The following is a 26,105-nucleotide window of genomic DNA, read 5'->3' as shown; positions in this document are numbered from 1 at the left end:
AAATCACGCGCGCCGGCGTAAAATGCGACATGTAACATTTGATTGTCAATCCCAATGTGCGCTACCCATTCCAGATGCATGGGAGTCAGTGGTGCCCAGCCAGTTCGCGGTTGATTCGGTCCATCAGCCCGGAGGTGATTGGAAGCCGCCTTACCAGCAGATACGCCACCAAGACGCCCGCCGCGGGGAACACGACAAAACAAACCCGCATCCAGAACATGGTGGAGGGAGGTTGGTTCGCACCAAACGCCACGTCAAAGCCGGTCCAGACTATGGCGAAACCGGAGAGGCCGAACGCCAGGGAGGAGCAGGCCTTGGTCATCCAGCCGTAACTGGCGGCGAATGCGCCCTCCAGTCTCCGTCCCGTGGCATGGCGTTCGCAGTCCGCAACGTCGCCGAGCAGGGACTCCTGCATCATTGTAATCCCAACCGCTGACGGCATCGTCACCAAAGGCGTGAGAACCTGCAGCCAGGGCCGGACATCGTTGAACAGGTACCATTTCATCACACTGCCGCCAAGGTTCACCCAGAGACAGAGGCGCAGGAGCGGGACCTTGCCCAGGCCGCGCGCCATCGCTGTCACTGCCTGCGGGCTGATCAACGCCATGAGTGTGGCGACCGCGCCATAGCCGGCGATGTAGGGAGCCGCACGCCTCGCATCACCACTGCATGTGTAGTAGATCGTGATATATGACGACATGGCGGCGGCCAGCGTGTATCCAATGCCGGACACACCCGCAGACAGCACAATGCGAAGACACTGCGGATTCGCGAACGACGCCGCTGCGCTGGCCAGCAGGCTCGTCCTGCCTGCGCTTTTTGCCTGCTCCAAGCGGTGATCCTCGTTTGTGAAAAACGCGGGACCGAGGCAGGCGGTCGCCAGGATCAGGGCAACGGACAGGGCAATCCAAGGCACGCTTTCGCGGGGTGTACCGAGCCAGCCTGTCTGAGCGAGCGGGAACACCCACCACATCATCAATACCGACACGACAGCGAACATCTGCCTGTACCCAATGAGCCGGGTCTTGTCCTGCGATCGCGCGGCGATTTCATAACCCATTGCGCGAAACGGCACCGAATAGGCCGCGAACGCCGTGTAGAACAGCATCACGACGATCGCGATCCACACCACCTGCCCGGTTTTCCCCAGCGCTTCAGGCATCCACCAAAGGAACGGAAACACCATGGCGCAGGCGAGCCCACCGGTGAGCACAAAGGGCCGGCGACGACCCCAGCGTGACTGGCTGCGATCAGAGAGATACCCGACATAGGGATCAACGACCGCATCATAGACTCGTGCCAGTGCAAAAACCACACTGACAACCGCGGGATTCATGCCCGCGATCAGATTGAGCATCTGGTTCGCCGTGCCCTTGATGCCATAGTTGCCCCACTGGTCAAGGACGCCGCCGATCCCATAGCCGAGACAGGTTCGGGTTGAGAGTGCGGATGCCGTTGTCCGAGACACCGGGGCCGCCGAAGTGTCGTCGTCTCCCTGAGACATGCCGCGTGATCTCGTTTCCATGGTGGAAGGCGGATCTGAAGTCAAAGTGCTTCAAAGGTAATTGAGCTTTCGGGCGGCATGACGCGCATTCGCTCCCAGCGATCTCGGTTCGCGGCCATCCCCGGCGATCGTGTAATTTCTTCGGCCCAGCATCGGCTGCACGGGCATCCGGGGCAGCACGGTTGCGGGGCGCTGCACCCTGATCAGCCATTCGCAGAGCAGACGGCGCAGGGTGTGCACGGTGTCCTGATGCGCGGGGTCTGCGTAGAGATTGCACGTTTCGTCCGAGTCGCCCTCCAGATCATAGAGCTCACCGATATCCTGTCCGGGGAACATCTCAGGCTGATAATGGACGAAACGCCATCGACCCCAGCGAACCGCCTTGCTCCAGACGTTTTCCGTCACCGCCATCTCGCGAACGGATTCAACACGACCGGAGAGCAGGGCGGAAAGATCCTGGCCGCAGACCGTTTCCATCGCCGGCAGGCCGCAGAGCGCTGAAACCGTAGGCGCGATATCGATGTTCTCGACCAGTGCGTCGGAGACGCGGGATGCGACACCGGGCACGCGCCAGACAAACGGGACGCGGCACACCGCGTCGGAACAGATCCCTGGCGCCTTTTCCACAATGCCATGAATGCCGTGGTAACAGCCATGGTCGGATCCGTAGATGATGATCGTATTCTCGAGCTGGCCGGAGACGTCCAGATGCGCGATGATGCGGCCGACCGCATCATCGACCTGCGAAATGCAGGCAAGCGTGCCACGCCATTGTCGGCGCGCGCCGGATCGAAAATCGAACGGCGGGCCGAAATGCCAGTGCGTTTCCCTGAACTCCTTCCACGCTGCCTGGAAATGCGGCGGTCGGTGGGACGGATCCTGATCGATCGTTGGGGGCAGATCGAGATCCTCGGGATAGAGATTCCAGAAACGCTGGTCCGGTGCGATCGTGTGATGCGGTCGTGCAAAGGCGACCTGCATGAAGAACGGCTCATGCGAGGCCCGGCAGGTATCGATGAATGTGTTCGCCTGATCCACGCACCAGCTTTCGACATTGCGCTCATACGGCAGCCGGGACGGGCGTGCGTCCCAGGGAATGTAGATGCCGCCATGTCCATCCGGCATGAACCAGCTGTCCTCGAGCTCCCGCAGGCCATCGCGCGCGAGTCCATCGAAAAACTCTGAACGGCCCATCTCACCTTCGATGGTCTCATAGACATCCGCGAACAGATCGAGATCATGCGCCGCCCAATTGCGCGGTGCATGAGGAAGATGGAGCTTTCCAATCGCAGCAGTCCGGTAGCCATGGGCGCGGAAATGGCCGAATACGCTCGGAAGCTGAGTCGGCGCCGGCCCGCAAAGGCCATAGTATCCGTGATTGCTGCAATATTGCCCGCTGAGAATGGAGAGGCGGCTTGGCGAGCAGATTGGATTCTGGCAATAGGCCGCAGTAAATCGAACCCCTTCACGAGCCAGCCGATCCAAGTGCGGGGTGTTGGCCTGCCGATGCCCGGCGCATCCCATGAGACCGGCGTGATGCTGGTCGGCAATCAGGTGCAGTACATTGAGCGGTTGAGCCGGCATTTCGCTCCAATGGTGGTCAGTCTCCCATCTGCCCGACGTGCGCCGCCTCAAACGCCGCTCGATGAACGGTCTCCCCGGTTTCGATGGCCTGCTGCGCCGCACAGGCTGTGAGCATGTTCTCGTAGGCGGCGCGCGCATGACTCAAGGGCCGGCGCCCTTCACGCACCATGGCGGCGAAGGCATCGTGCATCTCATAGTAACCCGGGTGATTGAGCTTCGGAAGTGTCGGCGTCAAGGCCATGGGAATGGCGCGATGGCCGAGATCGGAGGTGACGTGCATGTCCCCGTCTCTCCATTCAATCGAGCCTCGATCGCCTGAAATCTCCAAGCGATGGCGATGACCCTGCGGCTCAAAGTATGAAAACGCATGGGTCGCTCGCACGCCATTCTCGTAGTCAATGACCAAGGCTCCGTTGTCCTCGATGTTTTGGATGGCTCCATTCACATTCAAACCACTCAGGCCGGTGACGCGGCGCCATCCCGGCTGGCCGGCAAACTGGTAGAACAGGTCCAGCCAGTGGCAGCCTTCCTCAACCACGGTTCCGCCAGCGGGCGGCTTGAAGCGAAAATGCGGCCGGAAGGGTTTGCGATGGTAGTCGAAACGAATCAAACGCGGCGCTCCAATCTCACCACTGGAAATGACCTCGAGCGCGCTGCGCGCCCAGGCGCTGAATGGAAAGGGAAAACCGCACATGTAGCGTCCCGGATGCAACTCAGCCATTTCAAGCATTCGACGGGCCGATGCGAGCGTGTCCGCCATCGGCTTCGTGCAGAGGACGAATTTTCCCGCCGCAAGCGCCTCGCGCGTGAACGATTCATGGAGATTTCCAGGAACCACGAGGAGAACAGCCTCGACGTCCTTCCGCCGGAGCAGTCCTGGGAAATCCGCGGTGTAATCCACCTGCCGAACCCTCGGATGCTCCCTCAGCAGCTTCACAAAATCGACCACGCGCGAATGGGTCGCATATTCATGCCCGGAGTCCTCCATGCGGGTCTCACCGATCATCCACCGGTAGGGTTCGCGATTCAGATCGCAGACGACGCGAAGGTCGAAGCGCGGGTGGTTCATCGCCACGTAGGCGTTCTCCAGGCCCTGCCCAAGGCCCACTATGGCACATCGTATGGGATCAGCAGTCATGCGTTCACGTGTGTTTGCAACCCGCCTCGGTCAAGCTGGGATCCGATCGGCGCAGAGACATTTCCGGCCCCTGCCTGCGGGTGTTGCGTTCCTCGAGCCCTCCAGCAGCGTTCGGGACCAGGAGATAACAACCCAATTTTCATGTCCTTCGGGGAATTCCACAGGGTTTGGATTTACTGGAATGCAACACGTCGCATTTTTTCTGTCAAAACCAAATTTTCGGCGCGATCCTGTGTTAGGGATGGATTGCGTTCCGAAACCTGCTCAACTCACGCTCCTGTCTGAGGATTCTTGGATGAAACGAGTCCAGCCAGCCATTGCATGATTTCGCTCCGTCAACTCGCAAAGCTCTGCGGAGTCTCCGCGACAACCGTCTCCCGCGGATTGCGCGACGATCCCAGGGTGCACTCTGAAACTCGCGCGCAGATCAAGGCTCTTGCATCGGCGCACAGCTACCGCCCAAACCGTCTTGTGGAGGCGGTGTTCACCGGTCGCGCCCGCATGATGGCTGTCGTGGTCAGCGACCTGACGATCGATCCGGTGTCACACCGGGTTGCAATCACCGCGGATCTGCTCCGCGCGCGCGGTTATGCTACCCTGGTTTTCAACACCCACGACAATCCCGCCGTCGAGGAGGAGTGCCTCCAGATGGCCGTCGCCATGCGCGTGGCCGGTGTAATTGTTTCACCCGTGGACTACACGGCGAACGAAATGCACTACCTGGCGCTTCGTCGGGACAAGATACCATTCGTGATCGCCTCGGAGTTCTCTCCCGGTGTTGCAGTGCCCCACCTCTACGGAGACGACGAGAAGGTGGCCGCGGAAGCGGTGCTCCACCTTGCGCACCTCGGCCACAGGCGCATAGCCCACCTCGCCGGGCCCGCGCCAACACTTGGCCGGGGAGGCAGGTACGCTGGATACTGCCGCGGCCTCGCGCAATCGGGCCTGAACGTCGATTCGACGCTGGTCCGCGTGACGGACTGGAGCATGCAGTCCGGTGCCGGCGCAATGAGGGAGCTTTTGAAGCTGCGTCCGCGCCCCACGGCGGTCTTTGCGGCGACGGACCAGATCGCCATAGGTGCGATCGAAGAGATTCGCGCCAGCGGCCTTCAGGTGCCAAGAGACATCTCCATCATCGGCATGGGGGACAGTGCCCAGGGACGCATGCTGACCCCGCCACTTACGACCATCGAAAACGACAGAAGCGTGATGGCCAGGGAAAGTGTCAATCTGCTGTTTAGGATGATTGCCGCGAAGCCTGGTGAGTCGCTTCCGCGACGCCTCCTGAATGTGACGGTCCCCGGACGGCTCATCGTGCGGGGCTCAACCGCACGCGCGAGGAAGTCGCACTGACCAGGGATGATGCCAAACCTTGATTGTTGTTCGTCACGCATCCACGAAATCGTTCGAAAGAAATTAACCGCAGATATGGTGTCATGGTCGTAGTTTTTAGAAGCGGCGGCAAAGAACCCGGTCGTTTTTCAGGCACGCTTGTATTCCCACAACCCGCCCGCATTCGCCATGCGATGCCACCCAGGAAACGCCGCCTCGACCGGCCATGGTTCGCCCCTCCCCTTTCCCTGGGCGCGCGGCTGGCTGCTCCGGGACTCCCCAGCCGCCTTCCGCGAACGCAACCTCTTCACAACCGAATGCGCCATTCAGCGTGTGTAGACAGCTATCGCAACGCGTGCGCATCCCTTGGGATGAATGGATGATGGATCGCGATTTGTGAGCAACCGCGGGATTGTCGCTTGGCGACCCGCGGCAAAATCGTTCTGCTCGCCCTTCCGTGTCAACAGCCGTCCTCTCTCCTCGCCGCCCGGTCTCCCTGGGGGTGATCTTCCTCACGCTGTACATCGACCTGATCGGATTCTCGATCGCGTTCCCGCTCGCGCCGGACCTGCTGCGCTACTACCTCACGGTCGACGGGCAGAGCGGCCTTCTCGCGGCGCTGCTCGAAGGACTGAACACGGTCGCGCGTGCTCTCGGCAACGAGACTCACCTGCCCGATGTGCTCTTCGGCGGCATCATCAGCTCGTTGTTCTCCCTGCTTCAGTTCCTCTTTGCGCCCTTCTGGGGAGCCCTGTCGGACCGGCACGGCCGCAGGCCGGTGCTGCTTTTCACCGTCGCAGGGACCACGCTGAGCTACGCACTCTGGGTGGTGAGCGGATCGTTCTGGTTGTTTGTCCTCTCGCGGATCGTCGCCGGAGCGTTCGGGGGAAATCTTTCCGTCGCGACCGCCGCCGTCGCCGATGTCACAACCCGCCAGGAACGCTCCAAGGCCATGGGCCTGGTCGGCGCCGCCTTCGGTCTTGGCCTGATAACCGGACCGCTCATCGGCGCGTTTTCGGTCGCGGTCAATCTGGAGAAACTGCACCCGTCCCTGTCCGCCTGGGGCATAAATCCTTTCTCCTTCCCCGCCCTGATCGCCACCGCACTCGGCTTCATCAATCTCGTTTGGATCGGCCGCGCCTTTCACGAATCGCTGCCACCCGAATCGCGCGGGAAACAGAAGCAGACGCGTCTGCGCAACCCGCTGCGATCCCTCCTGGGGCTGCCCAATCCACAGGTGCGGCGGATCAACCTCGTGGCCTTCATCTTTTCCGTGGCCTTCGTCGCCATGGAATCGTCGCTGACCTTCCTGGCCGCCGAACGCTTCGGCTATACGGCGCGCGAAAACGGAATACTGATGGTCTTCCTCGGCTTCTGCTCGATCATCACCCAGGGCATGATTGTGCGCAGGCTCCTCGCGCGCACATCCGAAACCCATGTGCTGAAACTGGGACTCGTCGCGTCGCTCATCGGACTCCTGGTCATGGCATTCGCGCCGACGGCCGCATGGCTGTATGCGGGCGTGGCGCTGCTCGCCTTCGGCAGCGGACTCGTCAACCCGTCGTCCACCGGGCTGATCTCGCTCTACGCCGCTGAGGATGAGCAGGGCAAGGTGCTCGGCCTTTTCAGATCGCTGGGCTCTCTCTCTCGCGCAATCACTCCGGTCGCCGCCGGCATCGTTTTCTGGACCGCGGGAGCGCGCATGCTCTACATCGCCGGCGCGCTGCTGGCCCTGACCGGCTGGGGCGCGAGCCGCGCGCTGCGTCCACCCGTGAGATAGGATGGAAGGCAACGCCGCAGTCACCGCCGCGGTCTCCCGGCCACGGCCCTTCCGTTGCTGCATCCCGCCGCACCACGCAGCCCCGCGCTCGCCCAAAGAAGGCCGCAGGCCTCTGCACTTCCCGGCTTTCCCAGCGGCAATCCTTTGCCTGTGCGCCCTGCTTTCAGGCTGCACGCTCCTCCGTCAGGATCCGACTCCCGGTCGAACGAAGCTCGCTTCCCCGCTGGTCTCCATTCCGGCGCGCATCGTGACCAATGTCCTCATCGTCGAGGTCAACCCCGGCAGGAACGAAACCTGGCGTTTCCTCGTCGACACCGGATCATCCGTCACCGTCGTTTCGCCCGAGTTCGCCGAACGCTTCGGAATCGCCGCACCCGCCGCCACCCTGCCGCAGGTGAACGTGCGCTCCGCCTCCGGTGAGAACGCCACGCTCAGGGCCGTCAGTGTGAAACGCATCATCCTGGGCGACGCCCAGTTCGACCGCGTGCCCGCACTCGTGTACGACTTCAGCGGGCTTTCCGCCCACTTCGGTGAGAAGATCGACGGCGTACTCGGATTTCCAATCTTCCGGCAGACGATTCTCACGCTCGACTATCCGCACAACAGAATCCTGCTTTCACCAACCGGCGGCGCGGCAACACTGCGCCCGGGATCCCGGATCGATTTCGACACGGTCACGAAGACACCGCTGATTCCGATCACCCTCGACGGCCAGACCCTCGTGGCGCTGATCGATTCCGGCAGCGACGGCGGGCTGCACCTCAACACGGTCGGTCTCAAGACAACCTTCACCTACGGTCCCGTGCCGGGCGGCATCATCACGACCTTGACCGGCGAGCGTCCCCAGAGCATCGGGCGCCTGGCCGGCACGCTGCGGCTTGGAGTCTATGAGCTGAAGCGCCCCATCATCGACCTCACCGATGAGCTCTCCTCGATCGGCGGTGCAATTCTCAGGAATTTCGTCGTGTCCTTCGATCAGGTTCGCGGAGACGTTTCATTCTTTCGGGAATCATCGGCCCCCTTCACCCCGCCGCCCCAGCGGAGCACAGGCATGAGCTTCAACCGCACTCCCGCCTACTGGAAGGTGGCGGCCGTGATTCCGGGATCGCCCGCGGAGAGCGCGGGCGTCACAGCCGGCGACCTGGTGATCCGCATCGACGGCGTCCCTGTTTCCGAGTGGTCACTACAACGTTTCGAAACCTGCGTCGCCGACGCCGGGTCAATGGATTTCACATTTCTCAACGGCGTTGTGGAAACCACCCTCGCCGTCCGGGTCTATCCGCTGGTTCCGTAGTCGCGCCGCGGCCGCCCGTGGATCAGCCCGCACTGCGGCGCAGTCGAAACGCCGCCGCACCGTCGTGACCGCTCTCCCATGGCCTCGAAATGCTGTGCGCCTCGAGCGACCACGCGCCCCTTCGTTCATCGATGAAGGCCTGCACGACCCGCTCATTCTCTTCGCTGTCGATGCTGCAGGTTGAATAGACCAGCCGTCCGCCTGGAGCAACGCGCGCCGCCGCTGCGGCAAGGAGGGATGACTGCTGCCGGGCGTGCTGGGCGAAGTCGCCCTCGCGCAGTCTCCAGCGCACATCCACGCGATGGCGCATCACACCCGTGTTCGAGCACGGCACGTCGATCAGCACGCCGGGAAACTGCAAGGGCAGGTGGCTCGCGGCGAGCACGTGCTCCGGCGACTCCAGCAGGTTTCCCTCGATCAACGAGGCATCCACACCGCGAATGCGCCCCAGATTCTCCTTCAGCCGGTCAATGCGCGCGCCCGGGAGATCCCACGCGACAATGCGGCCGGCGGACAGGCGATCCGCAATCTGCAGGGATTTTCCTCCCGGCGCGGCGCAGAGGTCGAGCAGCGTTTCGCCCGGCTGCGGGGCAAGCAGGTCCACCGGGAAGCGGGTGGAAGGATCCTGGATGTAGAGGCGCCCCGCGGAAAGTTCATGCTCGATCTCATTCCAGTGACCCGGCGCCACCTCATGGAAATCAGCCACCTCCAGCGGCGTGAGCCAGGAAGGAACAGCCTCGCCGGCGGCCCGCCAGCGCGCATGCAGCGACGCGGGTGTCTGGTTGTGCCGAAGCAGCGCATGGGTTGCGCCCGCGTCGAACGCACCAAGCCAGCGCCTCACCATCCAGATCGGATGCGAAAAATATTCGGCCAGTTCCTCGGCCGGCGCACCGGGTGGCGGCGACGATTGAGCGGGAAGCGAGCCCGCCAGCCTGCGCACCACCGCGTTGACAAGGCGCGCCTCGGCCGGACTCGCCAGCCGCTTCGCCTGCTCCACCGCATGATGCACCACAAGCGCCGCATGACCCGGGCCGCCTCCTTCGATCAGCTCGAATCCCGCAAGCAGCAGCACAGCCCGGAGTCGCGCGCGCGGCCTGCGATGCACCCACCGCGCGATCTGGGCGTCCAGCCGGCCGAGATGCCTCAATGCGCCGAAAAGCAGATGCTGCACGCGGCGGCGATCCGCCTTCGACGCCGCGCGCGGCAGGCTTTCGAGCAAACCGTCGGCACGTTCATGATGCTCCATCCAGCGCACAAGCAGCCGGGCCGCGGTGGCCCAGGAAGGAAACGACGATGATTGTACGGCGTTGAGGGGAGCTTCGAAGCCATCCGACATGCGCGGCCCGGAGGGTGACCGAGTTCGCGCCATTGCCAAGGCCTAATACCAGTTGGGAAAACCTTTCGCCAGCACCGCCTGATTGACATCACCCGCCGTGGTACGATTTTCTTTCAGGTCCTGAACGTAAATCTTTCCGCTTATGAACACAGAGGCAGTCAACGTGCTCGTCGCCAAGAATCCGTCACTAAAGGCGGCCAAAGCCAAACTGGAAACAATGGAACCAGGGGCCTATGTGATCCATCGGAGCTGGGGATTCGGCCAGATCCAGCGCTACGATGAGGGCAACCAGAAGCTGATCATCGATTTCGCCAACAAGAAGGCCCATCCGATGGATCCCGCCTTCTGCCTGACGACGATGGAGGTTCTTCCCGCGAAACACCTGCTTGTCCGCAAGGAAACCGATGCCGGTCATATCGCCGAACTGATCGCGAACGATCCGGCCCAGCTCATCGTCGAATCCCTGCAGGCCTATCCCAACAACGCGACCACAGCGATCGATCTCGAACTGACCCTGGCCCAGGCGGTCGGCGAGGACAAATTCAAGCGCTGGTGGTCCGGTGCAAAAAAGGCCATCGCCAAGGATCCGCGCATCGCGATTCCCGTTAAGAAGACGGAATGCTATGTCCTGCGCGAAATCCCCGTTTCCGCCGAGGACGAGATTCTTGAAAGCTTCAGCGCGACCCGCTCCGCCCGCCGGCGCATCCATCTCGCGGAGGAGCTCGTGAGCGCCGCTGAGAAGGGCGAGTCCAAGACCGACCTCTCCTCCATTCTTGCCGGTGTCACAGAGTCCGTGAAGGACTCCAACCAGCTCGACGCCGCCAGCCGTCTCTACGGCGCCGCGGTGCGCGACGACCTGGCCCGTCTGGCCAAGGTCGATCCCGCCACGCTCGAGCCTTCGCAGGCCGAATTGATCGCCAACACCCGCGACCTGCCGGCGATCGCGGAAAAGATCCCGGTTCACTTCCAGAGCCGTTTTCTCGAACTCGTTCAGGAAACGCATCCGATTGAGTCCCGCGACCTCGTTTTCGCCCTGCTGAAGACCTCCCAGGGAAAGTTCACGACGGAGTGCATCAATTTCCTCGTCGAGCACGGCCACACCGATGAGCTCGCCGCCGTCCTCAAGCGCTGGCAGACTGAGCAGAACCTGCGCGCGCCTGTCCTCCTCTGGATCGTCAAGAACCGCCACTCGAAGAAGTTTGCGCGGCTGCTCCATGACATGATCACGCCGCGCCTGCTGAACGCCATTTTCTTCGCGATCGACTACGAGGCGCTCCAGTCCGCCTCCGCGCGCCGCATTCCCCTCGGCGACATCCTCAGCGACGACGCCGAGTTGATCGGCGATCTTCTCTCCACCGCCGATCCCGAGACCGCCCGCGATCTCGCAAACACCCTGATGCTCAACCAGGGCTTCGAGGAGCTCACCAAGAAGTCGCTCCTCGCCCGCTTCATCAAGATCTTCCCGAGCATCCAGTCGCTCGTAGCCTCCGAGGCCGAGGGCCGCGAGGAGCAGCTGCTGGTCTCGCGCGACAGCTATGAGCGCAAGCGCGAGGAGTACGAGACGATCGTTTCCCGCAAGATCCCCGAGAACTCCAAGGCCATCGCCGCCGCCCGCGAGCACGGTGACTTGAAGGAAAATTCCGAGTACAAGATGGCCAAGCAGGACCAGCAGGTTCTCATGGCGCAGAAGTCCCTCCTCGAGCGCGACCTCGAGCGCGCGCGCATCACCGATTTCAAGGACGCCAATGCCGACCAGGTCAGCGTCGGCTCGATCGTTGACGTGAAGAGCCAGACCACGGGGCACTCCACCCGCTACACGATCCTGGGCGCCTGGGACAGCGATCCCGAGAATCACGTCATCGCCTACAAGACCCCGCTCGGGCTGGCGCTGCTTTCCAAGCGCACCGGCGACCACGTCAAGGTCAAGATCGGCAACTCCGAGGACAGCTATACGATCACCGCGATTGCGCGTTACGCGGACAAACAGCCGAAAAAATAGCAGGCAAGCCGGCTGCCGTTTCGAAGCCGCGCCGAACATCTTGAATCACCGTCTGATTGCCGCTCCACTGCATCAGTCATGGAAGCGATGAATCGACGCCCCCTCAAGACACGCTCCGCGCCTTGGGCCGGTGCCCTCGCCCGATCACTCGCCGGAATCGGCGTTACTCCAAACGGGGTGTCGGTCGCGGGCATATTCATCGCCGTCGCCGGAGGCGTCGCGTTTTTCTTCGCCGGCACCCACACGGGCTCCACACGCGCGATCCTCCTGGTCGCCGCCGCAATCAGCATCCAGCTCCGCCTCCTGTGCAACATGATCGACGGCCTGATCGCCGTCGAATGCGGCCTGAAATCAAAGACCGGCGACCTTTTCAACGAGGTGCCGGACCGGCTCGAGGACTCCGCCTTCCTGATCGGCGCCGGGTACGCATCCATGGCGGCCTACGGCGCAACTCTGGGATGGCTGGCCGCGGTCCTCGCGGTCTCCACCGCCTATGTTCGCCTGCTCGGCGGCAGCCTGGGTTTTCCCCAGGACTTCCGCGGACCCATGGCCAAGCAGCACCGCATGTTCTTCCTCACCGTGTTTTCGCTGGCCGCCGCCGGAGAGTCGCTCCTGGGCGAGCGCCGCCTGATCCTCGTCTATGGGCTCGCCTTCATCATCGCTGGCGCTGCCGTGACCTTCATCCGCCGGCTGAGGCGCATCGCCCGCGCGCTGCACGCCCGATGATCGCATCGTTTCTCAGTTCGCTGGTCCGTCTCTTCACCGGCGCACGCGGCCGCTGGATCCCGGGCGCGTTCGACGCCGCAGGACCGCGCATTTTTTTTGCCAACCACTCCAGCCATCTCGACTTCGTCGTGCTGTGGTCAGTGCTTCCCCGGAGCGTGCAGGCACGGACGCGCGCCGCCGCCGCCCGCGACTACTGGTCCGGCGGCCCCCTGCGGCGCTGGCTCGCGTCGAACGCGGTGTTCAACGTGGTGCTCATCGAGCGCAAACATGTCACGCGCACCAACAACCCCGTGCGCGACCTGGGCGAGGTCCTCGCCGCGGGCGACTCCCTGATCATCTTTCCCGAGGGAACCCGCTCCAGCGGTCCCGACCCCGAGCCCTTCAAGGGCGGTCTCTTTCATCTCGCCGAACAGCACCCGGAGGCGGAGCTGGTTCCGGTCCTGATCGACAACCTCAACCGCGTCCTCCCCAAGGGTGAACTGCTCCCCATCCCGCTGATCTGCTCCGTCACCTTCGGCCCCGCCCTGCCTCGGATCAGGGCGGAAACCAAGGACGCCTTTTCCGAACGCGCACGGCTCGCCGTGATGGCGCTGCGTGAGCATCCGTGACGCGCCTTCCACCATGAACCTGATCCACGACGCGCACGCGCGCTGGTTTTTCGAGGGACTGATCGGCTTCCTGCTCATCGCGTCGCTCATCGGCTGGATCCTCTCGCGCAGGGTCTCGTCCGACAATGCGCGCGCCGTCGTTCGAAACCTCAACGCCCGCATCCGCGCCTGGTGGGTGATGGTCGCCTTCTTCGCCGCCGCCGTGGCCTCCGGCCGCCTCGGATCGACGCTGCTCTTCGCGGCAATGTCCTTTCTCGCCCTCCGCGAGTTCGTCACACTCGCCCCCACGCGGCGCGGCGACCACCGCGTGCTCCTCTGGCTGTTCTTCATCATACTGCCGGTCCACTACTACTTCATCTGGACCGACTGGTACGGACTCTTCAGCATCCTGATCCCGGTCTACGCCTCGCTGTGGATTCCGATCCGCTGCGCGATCGCGGGCGAAACCACGGACTTCCTCGCCCGCAGCGCGCGAATGCAGTGGGGGCTGATCGTGTGCGTTTATTTTGTCAGCTACGCACCGGCGCTGCTCACCCTGCGCATCCCCGGATTCGAGGGACAGAACGCCAAGCTGCTCTGTTTCCTCGTCTGCGTCGTGCAGATGAGCGATGTCCTCCAGTACGCCTGGGGCAAGACCCTTGGAAAACACAAGATCGCCCCCCTCGTCAGCCCGAGCAAGACCGTCGAGGGTTTCGCCGGCGGCATCGCCTCGGCGGTTCTGCTGGGCACCGCCCTCTGGTGGATCACGCCCTTCAGGCCCTGGGAGGCCGCGCTCATGGCGCTGGCCATCTGCCTCATGGGCTTCAGCGGCGGCCTCGTGATGTCGGCGATCAAGCGCGACCGCGGAGTAAAAGACTTCGGCGCGATGATCGAGGGCCACGGCGGCATGCTCGACCGCATCGACTCACTCTGCTTCGCCGCCCCGCTGTTCTTCCACCTCGTTCGCTATTTCTACACGTAGGCGCCGGACGGCCAGATGCTAGCAGGGGAGAAAATCAAACTCCGGCGTGACAGAACTCGGGGAGTGTAGTTAATTGGACGACCATGCTAGGCGGTCGCGATCTTCGTTCCGAGTTTCCCACACTGCACCAGTCCGTTGGCGGGCGCGCGCTTGTCTACCTGGACAACGCGGCGACCACCCACAAGCCGCGCGCCGTGATCGACGCACTCACGGCCTACTACGAGAAGGACAACTCCAACGTCCACCGCGGCCTGCACGCGCTCTCCATGCGCGCAACCGACGGCTATGAGGCGGCGCGCACGCGGGCCGCCCGGTTCGTCAACGCCGCGGATCCCGCCGAGATCATCTTCACGCGCGGCACGACCGAATCCATCAACCTGGTCGCGCAAAGCTGGGGGGCGGCCAACCTGAAAAAGGACGATGTCATCCTGCTGACGGAAATGGAGCATCACTCAAACCTGGTGCCCTGGCAGATGATCGCGGAGCGGACCGGCGCGCGCGTGAAGTACCTTCCGATTCTCGGCGCAAACGCCGAGGGCGGCCTCGACCTCGCGGCGCTCGACAGCCTCCTCACCCCGCAGGTGAAGGTCTTCGCATTCACCCACATCTCCAATACGCTCGGCATCATCAACCATGCCGCGGAGCTCTGCCGCCGCGCGCGCGCCGTCGGTGCGGTCACCGTCGTCGACGCAGCCCAGTCCATCGGCCACGAGCCCGTCGACGTCCAGGCGATCGGCTGCGACTTCCTCGCCTTCTCGGGTCACAAGATGGCCGGCCCCACCGGCATCGGAGCGCTCTACGGCCGCCGCTCGCTGCTTGACGCCATGCCCCCCTGGCAGACCGGCGGCGGCATGATCAGCCTGGTCGAATACAGCGGCAGCCGCTGGAAGCCCGCACCCGAGCGCTTCGAGGCAGGGACGCCGAACGTCGCCGACGCCATCGCCCTGCGCACGGCGATGGACTACATCGACGAGATCGGTCGTCCGGAAATCAGCCTGCACGACCACGCCCTCGCCGAGGCCGCCTACGCCGCGCTATCGGAAATCCCCGGCATCCGCATCCTCGGCCCAACCGGGAAACGCGCGGGACTCGTGAGCTTCGCCCTGCGCGATGTGCATGCGCACGATGTCGTCACCTTCGCGGATCAGGACGGCATCGCCCTGCGCGGCGGACACCACTGCAACCAGCCGCTGATGAAGAAGCTCGGCCTGCCGAGCAGCGTGCGCGCGAGTTTCTACGTGTACAACACACCCGCCGACATTGATGCCCTGGTCGCAAGCCTGCGGCGCATCAGCCGGTTCTTTGGCACCTCCTGAGCGGCACGGCCGTTTCGCCGCGCCTTCCGTCCGCATGTATCCAGTTTCCAAACACACGGGCCCGCGGATCGCGGCCTGCGAATGCCTCACGGCTCTCGGCGACACCCGCGCCACCCTCGCGGGCCTGCTGGACGGCCGGCGCGCGCTTTCGCTCCTGCCCGTGCTCGGCCAGGACGGAGGCGATCCGGTGCCGCTGGGCCTGGCGGGCAGGCGCGGCCTCGACGAGACATGCCCGCCCAACTGGCTCGCGTGCGTGCGCAGGATGCTCGAGCGGCTGCCGCAGGGCGACTGGGGCTCCGTGCGCCGCCCGGTGATCATCACGAGTTCCAATTTCGGCGTCGGCGCGCTGCACGCCTTCCGGCGCAGCGGAAACACCGCCTTCCTCGCCCACGGCACGCCGTTCGCCTGCGTCGACTGGCTGACCGCGCAACTAGGCTGGGGCGACAACATCACGACGTTTTCCCACGCCTGCGTCTCGGCCCACCTCGGACTGCTGCACGGATCCCGGCTGCTTAAAGCGGGACTCGCCGACGAGGTTCTCGTCTTCTCCTTCGATTTCCTCAGCCCCTTTGTGACCGGCGGCTTTCACGCGCTGAAGATCCTCAACTCGGAAATGCCCGCACCCTACCAGGATCGTGCCACCGGCTCCATCGCGCTCGGAGACGGTGCGGCCTTCGCCATTCTCACCCGGGATCGCGGCGATTTCACCCTCGCTGCGCAGAGCCTGCACAACGAGATGTTCCACTTCACCGCCAACCAGCCCGACGGCGCTGGATTCGAAACCTGCCTCGCCGACATCCTTCCCGCGACGGAAGGCAGAAAATTCTGGGTGAAGGGCCACGGCACCGGCACACTCGAGGCGGGACGCTTGGAAGCGACGCGCCTGGGCTCGCGTTTTTCGGAGTCGCCCCTTGTCGCCTGGAAGGGCGCCATCGGCCACACGCTCGGCAGCTGCGGACTCGTCGAACTCGCCATCGCCCTCGCCGCCACCACCGGCGGCAGAATCCCCGGCACCGTCGCCAGCGCCCCGCCCGCATTTTCGCCAGCCGTGCAGTTCGAGGCGTTTGACGCCGCACCCTACGATTCCGTGCTCTGCACCAGCAACGCCTTTGGCGGCGCGCACGCCGCCATGCTTGTCAGCCATGCCTGAGGCCTGCATCTCACTGCTCTCCATCGAGGACCCGGGAATGGAGTCGCCCGCCGAGACCCGCGAGCGACTCAAGGATCGTTTCCCGCGCGGCGCGGGCCGCCGCATGACCCAGCTCGGCCATCTCGTCGGCGCGACGATCCAAAACATCGGCGCCACCGGGGGCGAACCCATCGTGTATGCATCGGCCAACGGTGAAGCCCGCGCGCTCGAAGCCTTTCTCGACAGTTTCCCAAGTCCGAGCCCCACGCTTTTCCAGACATCTATCCACCCCAGCGGCGTGCAGCAGGCCCTGGTAGCGACCCAGCGGCCAGTGCACCAGTTCTTTCCCATGACAGGAAGCCATCGCCTCGCCGCCCGTGCGCTCGAGGTCGCACTACTGTGCGATTCACCCCGCGTGATTCTCTGCGGCGGAGAGGAGCGCGGCACTTGGATGCTCGAACACGGCGCCGCAAGCGACCGCACCTTCGCATTTGCAATGACCCTGGCTCGAAATCAGGAGTCCGCCCTGGGTCGCATCCGCCTCGACCAACGGCCCGCAACAAGCACTCCCGGCTCCAAGGCTCCGGCACTCACGCTCCCACATTTTTTCGATCTCCTGCGCACCCGGACGCCGTTCTCGGGTCTCATTGCCTCCGGACAATGGCTCACACTCACCTGGACTTGAAATCGCGCATCCTCGGCATCGCTGCGCTGCTCGTGGCGGCCATGGCGGTCTCCCATGCGTTGCGCGCCGCGCTGCCGGACGACATCGTGTCACCCGAGCACCGGCTCACGCTCGCGGGCGACTCCTCCTGGCGCGCGCTATTCCAGACCCTGGCGTCGCAGGGCGGCATCCACTCACAGTTCGAGGAACTGCGTTTCATGCCGATCCGCAAACGACCCATTGTGCTCACCGGCGAGATGCGCCTCTCGCCCGACCACGGGCTCAGCCTGCACTACCTGACGCCGGAGGAATCCTGCGTCATGATCGACGCCGGCGGCATCGCCGTGCGCGACTCCAAGGGCCGCGTGCACGACATCGGCTCGGATCCCCGCGCCCGCGGTGCGACCGGCACGCTGCTCCAAGTGCTGCGCTTCGACACGACCGTGCTCGAGCGCGATTTCATCATTTACGGCGCGCGCGACGGCATAGCCTGGCGCGTCGTGTTCGAACCCAAACCCGAGGCCGCTGCGCGCGACATCTCGCTCGGACGCATCATAGTGCACGGCCAGGAGGACGCGGTGCTCCTCATCGAACTCCGCCGCAGCGACCGGCAGCGCATCGAAATCCACGTCGGCACAACGCGCACCGGTCTCACCTTCACTCCCGCCGAGCTTTCCGCCTGGTTCCGCTGACCCAGCCTACATTTCAGGCTGCCGTTCAGATGGTGCGCAGACCGGGAGTCCAGTGACCACAGGATCGAACCTGGAGGGTTTGGCTTGAAAGGTTTGAGTCTCCAACCATGCTCTCGCCATGAGCCTGTCCGAGATCCTCGACCAATTGCCACACCTCACGCACGAGGAACGGAGGCTGCTATGCCGCCGGGCGCTCGCGATCGATGAAGTTGAGGAATTGACTGCCGCGGAGCACACTGCAGCGGAAGGCTTCGCGCTTCTCGATCGCATGGAAGCGGAGGATGCAAAGCGTGAGGGCGGGTGAAGTCTGGCTGATCGATCTCGGCATGGTCGCGAAAGTGCGTCCGTGCCTTTTGCTTACAAACTACCCGGCCGACGACGAATTGGCACTCGTTGCTGTCCTACCGCATACGACAGCGCGGCGTGGCAACCGATGGGAGTTGGCGCTTGCGAAGCCGTTCCTCAAGCCAGGAGTATTCCACTTTCAGCAGATACAATCAGTATCAATCGCGCGCTTGGAACGGAGGCTTGGCGTACTTGCCGACGCGGAATTGGCGAAGGTCCGTCAGACCTTGGCCCACTATTTCGGCCTGTAGTTTCTGCATCGCAGCGTTGAGCGGAGCTACTTTTTGACCCGTTCTCCGTTCCCACTTCATCAGGTCGGAGCCGCTGAGGTCTCGCGGGATCTTCACATCGCAAAGACCTCGCCTGGCACAAATTGCAACCGGATCACCTGCGGAAGCGGGCCAGTTACGCCGTCACCAAAATCACGCAGCACGGCTTTGTGCATTCCGTGCACCCTGCAGTCGCCCATTCATCAGAGTGAAACTCCCCGTCACTGTTACGATGACGGCGCCCCGGCTGTGGCGCGGCCATAAGTATCGCGCGGCAGTTTCACACTAGAATCTCGTCACACACCAGATGGGGCCGCAGAACCCTCGCCCGTGCCACATAGGAGGAGCAAGGTGAGGGGGCAGGACGACGAGAACAGCCAGCGTGAAACGGCGTACGGCGAAATCTTTGGCGGCTTCAGTGCCAATTCTTGAATTGTCGCGCCGCGACATGCCGCGGCCTTTTACCCAAACGGCCTTCCGGCCTGCGCTACTTCAAACTACTCTGGATGCGTTTTCCGAATGACTCCCACATCACGATCGATCCAGCCACCGACACGTTGAGCGACTCGACGCGTCCCGAACCGGCAAGAGTCACCAACCGCGTGCAGGCATCGGCCACATCCGCCGCGAGTCCCTGCTCCTCGTTTCCGAGAACCACCGCAACGGGTCGGTCCGGTGTCGGGGCCGCATCCGCGCGGCCGCCGCGCGTCGCCGCGCCGACCACGTCGTAGCCCGCGGCGATCAGATCCTTGATGAATCGGGCCAGCAGCCCGACCCGCCAGACCGTGACATGCTCCAGCCCGCCTTCGGCCACCCGGTAGGCGGCCTCGCCCGGCAGCGCCGCCTGCGGTGAGAATGGCAGGATGAGGTGCTCCACGCCAAAGAACGCCGCGGTGCGCGCCAGTGCGCCGAGGTTGTGCGCGTTGCCGATCCGGTCGAGCAGCAGCAGCGGCGCCCGCGTTTCCGCCCAGCGGGCCACATCCGCGGGAAGCGGTGCACGGAGCACCGGCGCAGTCACCACAGCCACAATGCCGCCATGATGCACCGTGCCCGAAATGATCTGGAGTTCCCCGGCATCCACGCAGCGGTACACCTTGCGCGCCGCGGCGAGCGCCTTGCAGAGCGGTCCGATCCGGCGGGACGTCGGCTCGTCGAAAAACAGGCGAAGCATCGACGCCGGATCGCGCCGAAACCGCGCCTGGACCGCCGTCATGCCGCAGATGACGAGTTCGCGTTTGTTCATGTCAGTGCATCACCTCTCCCACGACCGTGAATTCTTCGCGATCGTGATACAGGTGGCGAACGCGAAAGCCCGGGGCATGCCGTGCAAACACGCCATCGGCCGCGCGGATCTGCTTCAGAAATGGCAAGGGCGCCACGCGTCCAAACTTGAGATTCACCACGAACCGCCGGCACCACCCCTGCGAAAGCCAGGGCCGGATAATGTGCTCGAGCACGTGATTCGGATCCTCCACGAGATCGCAGAACATCCAGTCAAACACCGCGCCTGGTTCCGGCGTGAAGCCGAAGGCATCGACGCGGCGGTGCTCGATGTTCGGATGATCCAGCGCCCCGCCCTTCAGCGGCCCGTTGTCGAGCGCGAGCACGCGCGCGCCGTGTTTCGCCGCGCTGTAGCTCCACCCGCCCGGCGCGGCGCCGAGATCGACGACAGTCTCGCCCTCGCGCGGCTCGCGGCCGAAAACGACATACGCCTCCTCGACCTTGAGATAACTGCGCGAAGGGGCACGCTCGTCATCCGCCATGCGGCGCTGTCCGTTCAGCCAGATCTCGCGCGCGGCGAACGCCCGTCCAAAATCCGTGAACACCACCACCCAGCCGCGATGCAGTCCCGGCGCCCGCGGCCAGTCGGGCTGCGCGAGTTTCGCGACGCGCGAAATGCGTTTCCGAATGATCTCGTGAAACGCCTTTTCGACGCCCCCCACGCGGCGCCCCAGCCCGACGATCTCCCCGGGAAAATCAAAGACGCACGGCCATGGCTGCTCGACGCGCTCCCCGCCGAGCCTTTCAAAAAACAACCCGGCCAGCCGCTGCGCCAGCGCATTGACCGTCTCCTCGCGCACCTCCACGGGATCGATCAGAACCTGATGCGAAAACACCAGATCGTCCGCGAGTCGGCGCACACCCGTCGAGGCATCCACAGCACCCGAAGTCGACCCCGCTGCCTCCGCCTGCACCCAGCCCGGCCCTTCCTGCAGCACGCGACTTCCCGCGTCGCGCAGTTCCGCGGCGAGCAGATCCTCGAATCCAGCCTGACAGCGTGCGATCATTTCCTTGCGCGGGCTTGAGCGGCGAACGCCGCCTAGAGCCGCTGCAGGCCGAATCCGCCGTCGACATCGAAAACCGCTCCGGTCGAGAACGGAAACCGGTCCTCGGCGATCGCGCGCACCGCCAGCCCCACGTCCTCCGGACGCCCCCAGCGGCGGATCGGCGTGATGCCGCGCTCATCCTGCAGGATCAACTTGTCGTACTTCTCCTTCACGCCGCCGGTCATGTCCGTGGCGATCACACCGGGGCGGATTTCATAGACATTGATGCCGTCGTTTGCGAGGCGGTCGGCAAAGAGTTTTGTCATCATCGCGAGCCCCGCCTTGACCATGCAGTAGTCCCCGCGGTTGATCGACGCCGTGTAGACGGAGATCGAGGTGATGTTCACGATGCGCCCGCGGAAACCGTTTTCATCCGGAGCCTGCGAGAGAAACTGTTTCGCAACGAGCTGCGTGAGAAAATACGGCCCCTTCAGATTGATCGAGAACAGGCGGTCGAAACTCTCCTCGCCCGCATCAAGCAGATCGGCGCGCACCTTCGGTGCAACCCCCGCATTGTTCACGAGCAGGTCGAGCCTGCCAAACCGCTTCACCGTCTCGGCGACCAGCCGGCTGCGGTCCGCGGCCACCGCGACGTCGCCCTGCACAATGAAGCCGTCCCCGCCCGCAGCGCGCACCAGGCCGAGCGCCTCGTTCGCAGCCTCAGCATTGCCGGCATAATTGATGGCCACGCTGCAGCCGGCCTTGGCGAGTTCAATGGCGATGCCGCGGCCGATTCCACGGGACGCTCCGGTGACGAGGGCAAACTTCTTCGACATAGGCGGATGACCGTGCCCCAACCCGCAAATGCATTCAAAGCAAAAGCCTCCGCCCGCCGACGAAAGGGCGGGCATTTGCAAGCATTCTTCAATCCAAACGCGAACACTGTTGCCAAACCGCGGTCTGCCGCACAAACGCTGCATCCCTTCCCATGAAAACGCTCCTCGTGTTCCTCCTCGGCGGCGTCATCGGCGCCTTCGCCTACCACCTCTATCGCGAAAAGGAGGCCCGCGAAGCGGCCGCCTCCTCCGCCGCAGCCGCGGCCGCCATGCCCACCCCGACCCCGGCTCCCACCGCTCCTCCCGCGGAGAAGAGTTCGCGCAGCCTGCGGGAGCAGGCGCGCGACCTCACGCGCGACGCCGGCAACGCAATCAATCAAAAGCTGCAGGACTGGAAACTCACGCCCGACGACATCCGCGAGGACCTGAGTCGCGGCAAGGAAATCGTCCGCACGCGCGCCAAGCAGGCGGGAGTGGAACTCAGCGACGCGCGCATCCTGACCGTCCTGAAGGCAAAGTACGTCCTGGACAGCCAGTTGTCCGCGATCGACATCAACATCGACGTCGACAGCGGGCACGTCTCCCTCGCCGGCACCGTCGCCAACGCCTCGCTGATCGGCCACGCCATTGCCGTCGCGCTCGACACCGACGGCGTCACGGACGTCACCTCGCGACTCAAGGTCAAGGCACCGTAGCTTCGCGGCGCAATTTCAGCCAGGGGTAATTCCGCCCGTCGAATTGGGTTCAGCGGTGGAGCGAATTTTTTCCCTGTCGCACGTTTTCGACTATGCGCGGCGGCATGATTTGAGGTTCATTGGAGCGTGCCTGCCCTCAACCCGGGGGCCGGCCGCTCCTCTCTCTTTATGAAAAAAACTTCCCGCAAGACAGTTCTTCTGATTGCCAGCGGAGACCTCCGCCAGTCAGCCAACGAAAAATGCTGGTCCACCCAGGCGGCCATGGAAAAGCGGCTCACGGCCGTCGTGAAATCGCTCGGTTGGACGCTGCGCCGGGCTCACCCCTACAAGCATGCGCTGAAGCACGGGTTCATCGGATCTCAGAAGGAGGGCATGGAGATTTTTTCGGAAATCGACCCCACCGCGCCGCTGATCGTCGCGGAGTCGGTCTGGCAGTACTCGCATCACGTCCTCCCCGGACTCATCTCGCACCGCGGCCCGATCCTGACCGTCGCCAACTGGTCCGGCACCTGGCCCGGCCTGGTCGGCATGCTGAATCTCAACGGCTCCCTCACAAAGGCGCGCGTGCCCTACTCGACGCTCTGGAGTGAAACCTTCGAGGACGTCGTGTTTCTCGGCGGGCTCTCCCAATGGCTGAAAACCGGCGTCGTAAAGCACCGCACCACGCACGTGCGCCCCATCGCCCGCGCCACTGTTCCGCCGAAGGCCCGCAGCGTCGCGCGGAAGATCGCCGACAACCTTCGGCGCCACAAGGCGATCATGGGCGTCTTCGACGAGGGATGCATGGGCATGTTCAACGCCATCATCCCGGACGAACTGCTCTTCTCCACCGGCGTCTACAAGGAACGCCTCTCCCAGTCCGCGCTCTACTACGGCGCGACACAGGTTACCGACGCCGAGGCGCGCGAGGTGTTCGACTGGTACCGCGCCAAGGGCTTCACCTTCCACTTCGGGACGGACGAGGAAACCGAGCTCACCGAGCGGCAGGTGCTCTGGCAGTGCAAAACCTACGTCGCCGCCGTGCGCATCGCCGACGAGTTTGGTGCCGAAACCATCGGCATCCAGTACCAGCAGGGGCTCAAGGACCTGCTGCCCGCGAGCGACCTGGTCGAAGGCACGCTCAACTCGACCGAGCGCCCCCCCGTCAGGCGCGCGGACGGCACCGTCATCCGCGACGGCGAACCCATTCCCCACTTCAACGAGGTCGACGAATGCGCGGGCCTTGACGGGCTCTTCACCGATCGCGTGCACAAGGCGCTCGGTCAGCCGCGGGCGAACACGCTGCACGACCTGCGCTGGGGCGACTACGATGCCAGCGGCACGACGAAGGACTACGTCTGGGTTTTCCTGATCTCCGGCAGCGCGCCGGCCGATCATCACGTCGGCGGCTGGGCTGGTTCCGACTCGATGCGCCAGCCCCCGATGTATTTCCGTCTCGGCGGCGGCTCGCTGCGCGGCGTCGCCAAACCCGGCGAGATCGTCTGGAGCCGCATTTTCATCGAGAACGGCAAACTCAAGATGGACCTCGGCCGCGCCAAGGCCATCGCGCTCCCCGAGGCCGAGACGCAGCGCCGCTGGAACGAAACGACCGTGCAGTGGCCGATCATGCACGCGGTCACCTACGGCGTGTCGCGCGACCAGATGATGGCGCGCCACAAGGCGAATCACATCCAGGTCGCCTATGCCAACAGCGCGAAGGAGGCCGACCTCGCCCTCTACACCAAGGCCGCGCTCGCGGCGGAACTCGGCCTCGAGGTCAGCCTCTGCGGAACCAGGGCCGACGGCAAACCGTTCTGAGTTTTCATGTCCGACCTTCCACCGCTGCCAGCCGAACCCCGCCCGGGCCGTTACCGCCACTACAAGGGAAACGAGTACCGCGTGGAGGGTCTTGTGCGCCACAGCGAGACGCTCGAGGTGCTTGTGCTCTATCGCGCGCTCTACGGCGACACCACCGCGCTCTGGGTCCGGCCGCGGGACATGTTCCTGGAATCCGTTGTAGTGGATGGACGGATACAGCCCCGCTTCGCACGCATCGCCGGTCAATGACCGCGCGCCTCGCGTTTTTCCGATTCACACGCTTCCTTCATCACCGCTCATCACCCACTGCCGAATGTTTTCACGCGCGCGCCTCCTGATCTCCGCCTCGTTCCTCGCCTGTTTCCTGACCGCGCTCCTGCTCACGCAAGGCTGCGCGTCCAGCGCGACAACGGGTCAGGCTCCGACGCGACCCGGCGGCGCGAAACGCGAGGCGCCCACGGAGCCGGCAGCCGCACCGCACCTGCCGCTGCCGCTCGCCAGTCAGCCGGTGGTGATCCCTCCGAAGGAGCCGTTTCCGGTGATGCTCGGCATCGACGTGCTCGAGTCGCAGAACTTCGCCGCCGTCGCCGGAAAACGCATCGGCCTGCTCACCCACCCCGCGGGAGTGAACCGCCAGGGCGTGAGCACGATCGACGTGCTGCGCCGAGCGCCGAACGTCAGACTCGTCGCCCTCTTCGGACCCGAGCACGGCATCTACGGAAACGAGGCTGCGGAGATCAAGATTCCCGACCGCAGGGACCCGCGCACGGGCCTGCCCGTGTATTCGCTCTACGGACAATTCCGCAAGCCGACCAAGGCGATGCTGAAGGGACTCGATGCGCTGGTGATCGACCTGCAGGATGTCGGCACACGCAGCTACACCTACGTGAGCTGCATGCGTTACACGATGGAGGCCTGCTTCGAGGAAGGCGTGGAGGTGGTTGTGCTCGACCGCCCCAATCCCCTCGGCGGACTCAAGGTCGACGGCCCGCCGCTCGATCCCCAGTGGATGAGTTACGTCGGCGCGTTCCCGGTGCCTTACGTTCACGGCCTGACCATCGGCGAACTCGCGCGCCTGGCCGCAGCCACGCCGGGAGTGCTGGCTATCAAGCCCGAGGCGCGCGCGAAGGGCCGCCTCACGATCGTTCCGATGCGCGGATGGAAACGCAGCATGCGCTGGCCCGAGACCGGCCTCCGCTGGGTTCCCACCTCGCCGCGCATTCCGGATTTCTCGGCCTGCGTTGGTTATCCGATGACGGGACTCGGCACCTACCTCGGTGGCTTTCGCCATGGAGTCGCCGAGCGCTATCCCTTCCGCGGCATCCTGCACCTCAAGATCAAGAGCGAGGTGATTGAGAAGGAACTCCTCAAGCTCCACATCCCCGGACTCGCCTTCCGCCGCGTCAGCGTGCAGAAGCGCAATGGAGAACCCGCCACGGGGATTTACGTCGAGGTGATCGACTGGGATGACTGGCGCCCGACCGAGCTCAATTTCTACCTCATGCAGCTCGCCTGCCGGCTGGAGTCGCCCAATCCCTTCAGCGCCGCGTCAAAGGGAATGCAGCAAGGCTTCCTCCGCCACGTCGGCTCGACTGCCTTTTTCGAGGACCTCGTGAAAAAAGGCGCCCGCATCGACATCCCCTCCTGGATCAACCGCTGGCAGCAGCAGGCCAGAGCCTACCAGCAGCAAAGCAAACGCTTCTGGATCTATCCGAACTGATTGGCTGGAGCTCCTGCCCAAAGGCACCTCGGACGAGCAGGATTGCGAGCGTGTCACCGCACGCAATCCGTTCGGTACTTGATGACGGACTGCCAATGCGCCGCCACTGATAG

At 64.1% G+C, this 26,105-nt stretch carries 24 protein-coding genes; 17 read left to right on the top strand and 7 right to left on the bottom strand.

Annotation, left to right across the window (positions count from 1 at the left end; genetic code table 11):
- Window positions 1-85: 85 nt before the first annotated feature.
- From HS122_08250 to HS122_08240, 3 genes are read right to left on the bottom strand one after another with little or no spacing between them, the layout of a single operon-like run.
- Window positions 86-1,525, bottom strand: coding sequence for an MFS transporter (locus HS122_08250; GenBank protein MBE7538387.1), 1,440 nt, complete (start codon window positions 1,523-1,525; stop codon window positions 86-88).
- Between the two features lie 30 nt (window positions 1,526-1,555).
- Complete coding sequence (locus HS122_08245) at window positions 1,556-3,088, bottom strand: sulfatase-like hydrolase/transferase (GenBank protein MBE7538386.1); 1,533 nt, start codon at window positions 3,086-3,088, stop codon at window positions 1,556-1,558.
- Window positions 3,089-3,104: 16 nt separating this feature from the next.
- Window positions 3,105-4,226, bottom strand: a complete 1,122-nt coding sequence (locus HS122_08240) for a Gfo/Idh/MocA family oxidoreductase (GenBank protein MBE7538385.1) — start codon at window positions 4,224-4,226, stop codon at window positions 3,105-3,107.
- 321 nt (window positions 4,227-4,547) lie between these two features.
- Between HS122_08240 and HS122_08235 the strand changes: the two genes are divergently transcribed.
- From HS122_08235 to HS122_08225, 3 genes are all read left to right on the top strand, one after another.
- Window positions 4,548-5,579 (top strand): LacI family DNA-binding transcriptional regulator, encoded by a 1,032-nt coding sequence (locus tag HS122_08235; protein MBE7538384.1) that lies wholly within the window; start codon window positions 4,548-4,550, stop codon window positions 5,577-5,579.
- Between the two features lie 436 nt (window positions 5,580-6,015).
- Window positions 6,016-7,338, top strand: coding sequence for an MFS transporter (locus HS122_08230; protein ID MBE7538383.1), 1,323 nt, complete (start codon window positions 6,016-6,018; stop codon window positions 7,336-7,338).
- Between the two features lie 247 nt (window positions 7,339-7,585).
- Complete coding sequence (locus tag HS122_08225; GenBank protein MBE7538382.1) at window positions 7,586-8,632, top strand: aspartyl protease family protein; 1,047 nt, start codon at window positions 7,586-7,588, stop codon at window positions 8,630-8,632.
- Window positions 8,633-8,654: 22 nt separating this feature from the next.
- Here HS122_08225 and HS122_08220 read toward each other — a convergent pair whose 3' ends face one another.
- On the bottom strand, window positions 8,655-9,968 hold the full coding sequence (locus HS122_08220) for an RNA methyltransferase (protein MBE7538381.1): 1,314 nt from the start codon (window positions 9,966-9,968) through the stop codon (window positions 8,655-8,657).
- A gap of 142 nt (window positions 9,969-10,110) precedes the next feature.
- Here HS122_08220 and HS122_08215 point away from each other — a divergent pair, with 142 nt between their 5' ends.
- The 10 genes from HS122_08215 to HS122_08170 all read left to right on the top strand — a co-directional run bounded on the left by HS122_08215 (window position 10,111) and on the right by HS122_08170 (window position 18,659).
- Window positions 10,111-11,967, top strand: coding sequence for a GreA/GreB family elongation factor (locus HS122_08215; GenBank protein MBE7538380.1), 1,857 nt, complete (start codon window positions 10,111-10,113; stop codon window positions 11,965-11,967).
- A 78-nt stretch (window positions 11,968-12,045) separates the two neighbouring features.
- On the top strand, window positions 12,046-12,693 hold the full coding sequence (locus tag HS122_08210; protein ID MBE7538379.1) for a CDP-alcohol phosphatidyltransferase family protein: 648 nt from the start codon (window positions 12,046-12,048) through the stop codon (window positions 12,691-12,693).
- Window positions 12,690-13,301, top strand: a complete 612-nt coding sequence (locus HS122_08205) for a 1-acyl-sn-glycerol-3-phosphate acyltransferase (GenBank protein MBE7538378.1) — start codon at window positions 12,690-12,692, stop codon at window positions 13,299-13,301. The genes HS122_08210 and HS122_08205 overlap by 4 nt, the downstream gene beginning before the upstream one ends.
- A 13-nt stretch (window positions 13,302-13,314) precedes the next feature.
- Entirely contained in the window at window positions 13,315-14,262 is a 948-nt protein-coding gene (locus tag HS122_08200; protein MBE7538377.1) for a phosphatidate cytidylyltransferase, read from the top strand.
- 83 nt (window positions 14,263-14,345) lie between these two features.
- Entirely contained in the window at window positions 14,346-15,578 is a 1,233-nt protein-coding gene (sufS, locus tag HS122_08195) for a SufS family cysteine desulfurase (GenBank protein MBE7538376.1), read from the top strand.
- A gap of 34 nt (window positions 15,579-15,612) precedes the next feature.
- Complete coding sequence (locus HS122_08190; GenBank protein ID MBE7538375.1) at window positions 15,613-16,728, top strand: hypothetical protein; 1,116 nt, start codon at window positions 15,613-15,615, stop codon at window positions 16,726-16,728.
- The gene (locus HS122_08185; GenBank protein MBE7538374.1) at window positions 16,721-17,392 is read left to right on the top strand and encodes a hypothetical protein; all 672 of its coding nucleotides are present in this window, start codon (window positions 16,721-16,723) and stop codon (window positions 17,390-17,392) included. Before HS122_08190 ends, HS122_08185 begins: the two co-directional genes overlap by 8 nt.
- Complete coding sequence (locus HS122_08180; protein ID MBE7538373.1) at window positions 17,368-18,063, top strand: outer membrane lipoprotein carrier protein LolA; 696 nt, start codon at window positions 17,368-17,370, stop codon at window positions 18,061-18,063. Before HS122_08185 ends, HS122_08180 begins: the two co-directional genes overlap by 25 nt.
- Window positions 18,064-18,181: 118 nt before the next feature.
- Complete coding sequence (locus HS122_08175; GenBank protein MBE7538372.1) at window positions 18,182-18,367, top strand: hypothetical protein; 186 nt, start codon at window positions 18,182-18,184, stop codon at window positions 18,365-18,367.
- Entirely contained in the window at window positions 18,354-18,659 is a 306-nt protein-coding gene (locus HS122_08170; protein MBE7538371.1) for a type II toxin-antitoxin system PemK/MazF family toxin, read from the top strand. The genes HS122_08175 and HS122_08170 overlap by 14 nt, the downstream gene beginning before the upstream one ends.
- Window positions 18,660-19,164: 505 nt before the next feature.
- Here the strand turns inward: HS122_08170 and HS122_08165 are convergent.
- From HS122_08165 to HS122_08155, 3 genes are read right to left on the bottom strand one after another with little or no spacing between them, the layout of a single operon-like run.
- Entirely contained in the window at window positions 19,165-19,920 is a 756-nt protein-coding gene (locus HS122_08165; protein MBE7538370.1) for an RNA methyltransferase, read from the bottom strand.
- A gap of 1 nt (window position 19,921) precedes the next feature.
- Window positions 19,922-20,965: an rRNA methyltransferase gene (locus HS122_08160; GenBank protein ID MBE7538369.1), complete on the bottom strand. Its 1,044-nt coding sequence runs from the start codon at window positions 20,963-20,965 to the stop codon at window positions 19,922-19,924.
- A gap of 32 nt (window positions 20,966-20,997) precedes the next feature.
- Window positions 20,998-21,780 carry a 3-ketoacyl-ACP reductase gene (locus tag HS122_08155; protein ID MBE7538368.1) on the bottom strand — a complete coding sequence of 261 codons (783 nt, stop codon included), beginning with the start codon at window positions 21,778-21,780 and terminating at the stop codon, window positions 20,998-21,000.
- A gap of 152 nt (window positions 21,781-21,932) precedes the next feature.
- Between HS122_08155 and HS122_08150 the strand changes: the two genes are divergently transcribed.
- The 4 genes from HS122_08150 to HS122_08135 all read left to right on the top strand — a co-directional run bounded on the left by HS122_08150 (window position 21,933) and on the right by HS122_08135 (window position 25,992).
- Window positions 21,933-22,475: a BON domain-containing protein gene (locus tag HS122_08150; protein MBE7538367.1), complete on the top strand. Its 543-nt coding sequence runs from the start codon at window positions 21,933-21,935 to the stop codon at window positions 22,473-22,475.
- A 168-nt stretch (window positions 22,476-22,643) separates the two neighbouring features.
- A complete protein-coding gene (locus HS122_08145) occupies window positions 22,644-24,272 on the top strand; it encodes a fucose isomerase (GenBank protein MBE7538366.1) in 1,629 nt (542 codons plus the stop codon).
- Window positions 24,273-24,278: 6 nt separating this feature from the next.
- Window positions 24,279-24,521 carry a DUF1653 domain-containing protein gene (locus HS122_08140; GenBank protein MBE7538365.1) on the top strand — a complete coding sequence of 81 codons (243 nt, stop codon included), beginning with the start codon at window positions 24,279-24,281 and terminating at the stop codon, window positions 24,519-24,521.
- 64 nt (window positions 24,522-24,585) lie between these two features.
- The gene (locus HS122_08135) at window positions 24,586-25,992 is read left to right on the top strand and encodes a DUF1343 domain-containing protein (GenBank protein MBE7538364.1); all 1,407 of its coding nucleotides are present in this window, start codon (window positions 24,586-24,588) and stop codon (window positions 25,990-25,992) included.
- The last annotated feature ends 113 nt before the right edge of the window (window positions 25,993-26,105 follow it).

Source organism: Opitutaceae bacterium, from assembly GCA_015075305.1.
In the GTDB taxonomy this organism is placed as follows: Bacteria; Verrucomicrobiota; Verrucomicrobiia; order Opitutales; family Opitutaceae; genus UBA6669.
This window is presented reverse-complemented; position numbering and strand designations above follow the sequence as displayed.

Excerpts from the sequence above, each read along its gene's own strand:
- HS122_08135 (MBE7538364.1), top strand. The coding sequence starts at position 24,586 with ATGTTTTCACGCGCGCGCCTCCTGATCTCCGCCTCGTTCCTCGCCTGT.
- HS122_08190 (MBE7538375.1), top strand. The coding sequence starts at position 15,613 with ATGTATCCAGTTTCCAAACACACGGGCCCGCGGATCGCGGCCTGCGAA.
- HS122_08175 (MBE7538372.1), top strand. The coding sequence starts at position 18,182 with ATGAGCCTGTCCGAGATCCTCGACCAATTGCCACACCTCACGCACGAG.
- HS122_08160 (MBE7538369.1), bottom strand. The coding sequence starts at position 20,965 with ATGATCGCACGCTGTCAGGCTGGATTCGAGGATCTGCTCGCCGCGGAA.
- HS122_08155 (MBE7538368.1), bottom strand. The coding sequence starts at position 21,780 with ATGTCGAAGAAGTTTGCCCTCGTCACCGGAGCGTCCCGTGGAATCGGC.
- HS122_08165 (MBE7538370.1), bottom strand. The coding sequence starts at position 19,920 with ATGAACAAACGCGAACTCGTCATCTGCGGCATGACGGCGGTCCAGGCG.
- HS122_08150 (MBE7538367.1), top strand. The coding sequence starts at position 21,933 with ATGAAAACGCTCCTCGTGTTCCTCCTCGGCGGCGTCATCGGCGCCTTC.
- HS122_08220 (MBE7538381.1), bottom strand. The coding sequence starts at position 9,968 with ATGTCGGATGGCTTCGAAGCTCCCCTCAACGCCGTACAATCATCGTCG.
- HS122_08140 (MBE7538365.1), top strand. The coding sequence starts at position 24,279 with ATGTCCGACCTTCCACCGCTGCCAGCCGAACCCCGCCCGGGCCGTTAC.
- HS122_08250 (MBE7538387.1), bottom strand. The coding sequence starts at position 1,525 with ATGGAAACGAGATCACGCGGCATGTCTCAGGGAGACGACGACACTTCG.
- HS122_08180 (MBE7538373.1), top strand. The coding sequence starts at position 17,368 with ATGGCTCACACTCACCTGGACTTGAAATCGCGCATCCTCGGCATCGCT.
- HS122_08185 (MBE7538374.1), top strand. The coding sequence starts at position 16,721 with ATGCCTGAGGCCTGCATCTCACTGCTCTCCATCGAGGACCCGGGAATG.
- HS122_08235 (MBE7538384.1), top strand. The coding sequence starts at position 4,548 with ATGATTTCGCTCCGTCAACTCGCAAAGCTCTGCGGAGTCTCCGCGACA.
- HS122_08200 (MBE7538377.1), top strand. The coding sequence starts at position 13,315 with ATGAACCTGATCCACGACGCGCACGCGCGCTGGTTTTTCGAGGGACTG.
- sufS (MBE7538376.1), top strand. The coding sequence starts at position 14,346 with ATGCTAGGCGGTCGCGATCTTCGTTCCGAGTTTCCCACACTGCACCAG.
- HS122_08240 (MBE7538385.1), bottom strand. The coding sequence starts at position 4,226 with ATGACTGCTGATCCCATACGATGTGCCATAGTGGGCCTTGGGCAGGGC.
- HS122_08215 (MBE7538380.1), top strand. The coding sequence starts at position 10,111 with ATGAACACAGAGGCAGTCAACGTGCTCGTCGCCAAGAATCCGTCACTA.
- HS122_08210 (MBE7538379.1), top strand. The coding sequence starts at position 12,046 with ATGGAAGCGATGAATCGACGCCCCCTCAAGACACGCTCCGCGCCTTGG.
- HS122_08205 (MBE7538378.1), top strand. The coding sequence starts at position 12,690 with ATGATCGCATCGTTTCTCAGTTCGCTGGTCCGTCTCTTCACCGGCGCA.
- HS122_08245 (MBE7538386.1), bottom strand. The coding sequence starts at position 3,088 with ATGCCGGCTCAACCGCTCAATGTACTGCACCTGATTGCCGACCAGCAT.
- HS122_08145 (MBE7538366.1), top strand. The coding sequence starts at position 22,644 with ATGAAAAAAACTTCCCGCAAGACAGTTCTTCTGATTGCCAGCGGAGAC.